The organism is Methanosarcina spelaei, assembly GCF_002287235.1.
In the GTDB taxonomy this organism is placed as follows: Archaea; Halobacteriota; Methanosarcinia; order Methanosarcinales; family Methanosarcinaceae; genus Methanosarcina; species Methanosarcina spelaei.
The window spans coordinates 1-4,812 of record NZ_LMVP01000142.1; the positions used below are offsets into that span (position 1 = coordinate 1).

General features: G+C 35.3%; 4 protein-coding genes. 3 read left to right on the forward strand and 1 reads right to left on the reverse strand.

The annotated features are described in order from the left end of the window. The first annotated feature begins 515 nt into the window (after window positions 1–515). The 3 genes from ASJ81_RS08815 (at window position 516) to modB (ending at window position 3,758) form a co-directional block, all read left to right on the forward strand. Window positions 516–1,403 carry a YihY/virulence factor BrkB family protein gene (locus tag ASJ81_RS08815; RefSeq protein WP_170943258.1) on the forward strand — a complete coding sequence of 296 codons (888 nt, stop codon included), beginning with the start codon at window positions 516–518 and terminating at the stop codon, window positions 1,401–1,403. A 637-nt stretch (window positions 1,404–2,040) separates the two neighbouring features. Next, complete coding sequence (gene modA / locus ASJ81_RS08820) at window positions 2,041–2,898, forward strand: molybdate ABC transporter substrate-binding protein (protein WP_095644149.1); 858 nt, start codon at window positions 2,041–2,043, stop codon at window positions 2,896–2,898. A 176-nt stretch (window positions 2,899–3,074) separates the two neighbouring features. Next, the gene (gene modB, locus ASJ81_RS08825; protein ID WP_095644150.1) at window positions 3,075–3,758 is read left to right on the forward strand and encodes a molybdate ABC transporter permease subunit; all 684 of its coding nucleotides are present in this window, start codon (window positions 3,075–3,077) and stop codon (window positions 3,756–3,758) included. A gap of 410 nt (window positions 3,759–4,168) precedes the next feature. On the opposite strand, the gene ASJ81_RS08830 is transcribed toward modB, so the two are convergent. Next, window positions 4,169–4,812 (reverse strand): IS110 family transposase (locus ASJ81_RS08830; RefSeq protein WP_141241560.1); only part of this gene is annotated, 644 nt, incomplete at its 5' end.

Here is a 4,812-nt window from a genome sequence, read left to right on the forward strand (position 1 = left end):
AATGGAATAAAAGAGAAATAATCTTCAGTTTGATGGTGAATTTAAGAGGACCCTAATAAATTAAGTATGATTATTAAATTGTATAAAAGTATAAAAGGCAGTGTGCTGAAAGTCCTGTAAATTCAAAGTCAAATTTTTGTATACTGAATAAAATTCAGTTCTCTTGCCAGAGATTTTCAAACCACAAACTTTATAAGGTTTCTAATTTTACAAAAAAAGTGGCATACTGCCTATATAGCGAAAAGCCAAAAATCATCGTAGAGCCAACAGCAAAATATCGTATAGAATTGACTGCAATTATTCGGAATTATTGAACCCTTGATAATTGGCTCACTAACTATTTATTTTGATTCTATTTTTCTCTTCACTATTCCCTCAATTTTTCTTTTATACTCTATCCTTCGCAGAAAGAGTAGATCTTTAAAAAGAGTAGATCTTTAAAAAGAGTAAATATTTAAAAAATTTAATAAGAACTTTTTAATAAAAGTGATATGTATTATGTATTGGGGGAAAATATGAGCTGGGGGTACGTAAGAAGGGAGTACATAAGAAAGGAGTACGTAAGAAATCTCATTGCCAGAACGATAAATAAATGGTTGGAAGATAACGCGCTAACACACAGTGCTGCACTGGCGTTTTATTTTATATTGAGCTTACCTTCCTTACTGTTATTTTCGGTATCTATAGGCAGTATTTTTTTAAAATCAGAAAGTCTTCAGGAGACCATAATTAATTACTTAGAAGGAGTTATAGATGAAGTAGTCATAAATATGATAATTTTACTTTTCGAACGCATTCCTGACCTTAATTCTCTGTCAATAAGTGCATTAATTGGTGTTGTTCTACTACTCTGGAGTGCAAGTAATATTTTCAGGCAATTAAAGAACTTCCTTGAGCAGGCGTGGGGTATCAAGCCTGATGAGACTAATAATATCAAAGACTTTATAAAAGACGCAGTGGTTTCTTTTGTTATTGTTATTTTGTTTGGAGGGCTGCTTGTACTGAGCATATTTATTGAAGGATTTCTTTATGCGGCTTCAAAATTATTCCATCAGTTTCTACCGTTTTCACCTGTGATTACTGATTATGCAGGTTCGATAGCTAGCTTCCTTATTCTTGTGATTTTTTTCACACTTGTGTATAAGGTACTTCCAGATAAGAGTCTTGATATCAAATCCGTTTTTGTAGGAGCTCTCATAACAACAATTCTTGTAACAATAGGAAAATACATTGTTGTGCTCTTTTTTGCATACAGTAGCCCTACAAGTTTATACGGAGCAATAGGGTCCATTATAGGACTGTTTCTTCTATCTTACTATTCCTCAATTATGATTACACTTGGAGCGGAGTTCACAAAAGTTTATTCGGAATCCAGAAGGCTTACTTCAGGAAATAGAGTCTAACCTTTTTTAAATTTTACCCTACTTTTTTACTGTTTTGTTTTCTTGAAATTCTAATATAAATTAATATATTGAAGAATCCTGTCTGACATTAAACCGACCTTAAACAACCGGTCGTGTACTTGAGTTATTGATCAATTCCTAAAAAGAGAGTAAATCCTCCTTATTTGAGAGAAATATAGAAAGATTCTCTTGCTTGTGGTTTTCAATAACTCATGCCCACTACCAAACAACCTTAAACAACTTTAAACAAAATTAAACCGAATTCAACCTACCTTAAACTGATCTTAAATAACCTTTAACCGAATTTAAACTACCTTAGACTGATCTTAAATAACCTTAAACCAAATTTAACCTACCTTAAACCTACATTAAACTCCTCTTCGAGACCAGCACCGGGAATCTTCTTATACTATAAAAGTAAAAAAGAAAAACGTTATGTTTTATAGGACATAACGGCTTGTTTACATCTCTGTTGTTCTCTGACTAACACAATTTATACAAAATTATAATATTGCTGTTAGAGGATAAAGATACGGAAAAAATAAAGAAGCAATTTGTACTGCTGAAGTTTTTATTGTTATCAATGCTGAACTCAATTAAGTGATTAATTGCAAAAATATTTTGTGTAGGTGAAATTGTGAGAAAAGAACTGATAGTTCTGTTAGTAATTTTAGGTGTGTTCCTTGCTATAGGATGTACTGATAATGGAAACAAAGCTACAAACGAAACGGGCACTCCAGTCGCAAATGAAACGGGTACCCCAGTCGCAAATGAAACCTCAGTTTCTCAGCAGGATTCTGATACTATAACAGTATCTGCAGCTGCCAGCCTTACTGAGGCCTTTACAGATATGGAATCAAAGTTTGAAACCGAAAATCCTGACATAGATGTGAATCTCAACTTTGGAAGTTCAGGTAACCTGCGTAAGCAGATTGAGGGAGGAGCTCCCGCAGATGTTTTTGCTTCAGCTGACCAGAAAAACATGGACACCCTTGCCAATGAGAATTTTGTAGACAACAGTTCAAGAGAGAATTTTGCCAGGAATTCACTTGTACTTATTGTCCCTGCAAACAGCACCCTCAATATCACTGACGTGAAAGACCTTACTAATCCTGAAGTTAAGAAAATCGGCATTGGAAATCCAGATACAGTCCCTGTTGGAAATTATACACGTACCGCAATGACTGAAGCTGGTTTGTGGAATCAGATAGAAAGTAAGGCGGTACTTGCTGAAGACGTCAAACAGGCACTCACATACGTGGAAAGAGGAGAAGTTGACGCAGGTTTTGTATATATGAGTGACACATTGACTGCTGATCCCGGATCCATCAAAATCGTTACAAATGTATCTGTTAGTACTCCTGTAAACTACCCGATAGCCATAGTTTCGTCTTCCGAAAATAAAAAAGACGCACAGGAATTCATTGATTTCGTTACAGGAGAAGAAGGTCAGGAAACGCTGGAAAAATACGGATTCACAGCAGTAACCAAATAACGGAATAAGTAACAGAATAATAACTGAATAAATAACGGAATAAGTAACAGAATAATAACTGAATAAATAACGGAATAAGTAACAGAATAATAACTGAATAAATAACGGAATAAGTAACTGAATAAATAACGGAATAAATAACGGAATAAGTAACTGAATAAATAACGGAATAAAATATGACTCCAATGCTTGACCAGATATGGTTTCCGATATCGATTACATTCCGGATAGCTGCCATCTCTTCCTGTCTCGTACTGTGCAGCGGGGTATTCCTGGCTTATATATTTGCAAGGCATAATTTCCGGGGAAAAGAGCTTGTGGAGCTGTTGATAACACTTCCTCTGATACTTCCACCTACGGTAATTGGTTATTTTCTGGTAATTATAGTGGGGAAAAACGGAATTATTGGACAATTTATCTACAGTATCACAGGCACTGGAATCCTATTTACCTGGCAGGCTGGAGTTATTGCTGCTTATACGGTTTCTCTCCCACTTATGGTAAGAACTGCACAAGCAGCCATTGAATCCGTAGATAAAGAGCTTGAATATGCAGCCTATGTTCTTGGAAGGAGTGAAATTGAAACTGCTCTTCTGATAACCTTGCCCCTTGCAAAAAGGGGCATACTGGCAGGGTTGGTACTCAGTTTTGCAAGAGCTGTAGGAGAATTCGGAGCAACCCTTATGCTGGCAGGGAATATTCCAGGAAAAACAAACACAATGTCTATCTCAATATACAGTGCTTTTCAGGCAGGCAATGATGAACTTGCCAATTTTCTGGTGTTAATTCTTACACTTATGTCCCTGCTGTCCATTGCTCTTACTGGAAAAATTGCTAGCAGAGGAAAGTTAAATGCATAATTTGAGAATTAGGGTGAACTGATAGTGTGCCAATTTTTCTGTACAATCATAAATCTTAATAAGTATGTAGTTGGAGAATTCAACATTAAGAAAACTGAATTATAATCAGTATACAAAATTTGACTCTGAATTTACAGAAAATTCCGTACACAGCCTTATTTAGCATGAAAGTAGATGAGGATATCTTCCTCACGTGTTCTCTTCACCTTCTTTTTCCATTATCGCAAATATTTCACTAATTATTTTTATTCGTTCATCAACCGAGAATATCTCAGTCTCGACAATCTTCCTATTTTGAAAAAGAGGGGGTAAAGTACTTTCATTGATTTGTGCATGTTATTCGAAGAATTTCATATACGTTTTCTGGTACACTGCTTTATTTAGCATGAAAGTACATGAGGATATCTTCCTCACGTGCTCTCTTCACCTTCTTTTTCCATTATCGCAAATATTTCACTAATTATTTTTATTCGTTCATCAACTGAGAATATTTCTGTCTCAACAATCTTCCTCTTTTGAATTTCTCCTTTTTGATATCCAGTTCCATCTTCGTATATCTCATCGTTTACGATAAGATGCCATATTATCGTTGCAATTTTCCTTGCCAAGGCAATAATTGCCTTGGAATGCCCAATTGACTTCTTTTTCCTGTTAAAAAACTCTTTTAACTTACTGTTATTCTTTCTTGCCGCTGCTTGAGAAATCTGCGTAAGAATCCATCTTGCTCCCTTTGATCCTCTCTTTGTGATTCTTCCGTTGTGGTATTTATCTGCAGATTGATACACATTAGGAACCAGACCAAGCCAGGAAGCAAGCTTATCTCCAGAAGAAAAATCCTTGAAATTGCCTATTTCAGCAAGTAAAATTGCCGCACCAAGTTCTCCTATACCTGGAACTGACATTAAAATCTCCATTTCTCGCTTATGCTTTTTATAAGCATAATTGAAAATTTCTTTCTCTAAAGCTTCGATCTCATCATCAATACTCTTTATGAGTTTCAGACAGATCTGAAGTCTGAATGCAGCACTTTGAGAGATTTCTCGATCAAGAATTT

Excerpts from the sequence above, each read along its gene's own strand:
- ASJ81_RS08815 (WP_170943258.1), top strand. The coding sequence starts at position 516 with ATGAGCTGGGGGTACGTAAGAAGGGAGTACATAAGAAAGGAGTACGTA.
- modB (WP_095644150.1), top strand. The coding sequence starts at position 3,075 with ATGACTCCAATGCTTGACCAGATATGGTTTCCGATATCGATTACATTC.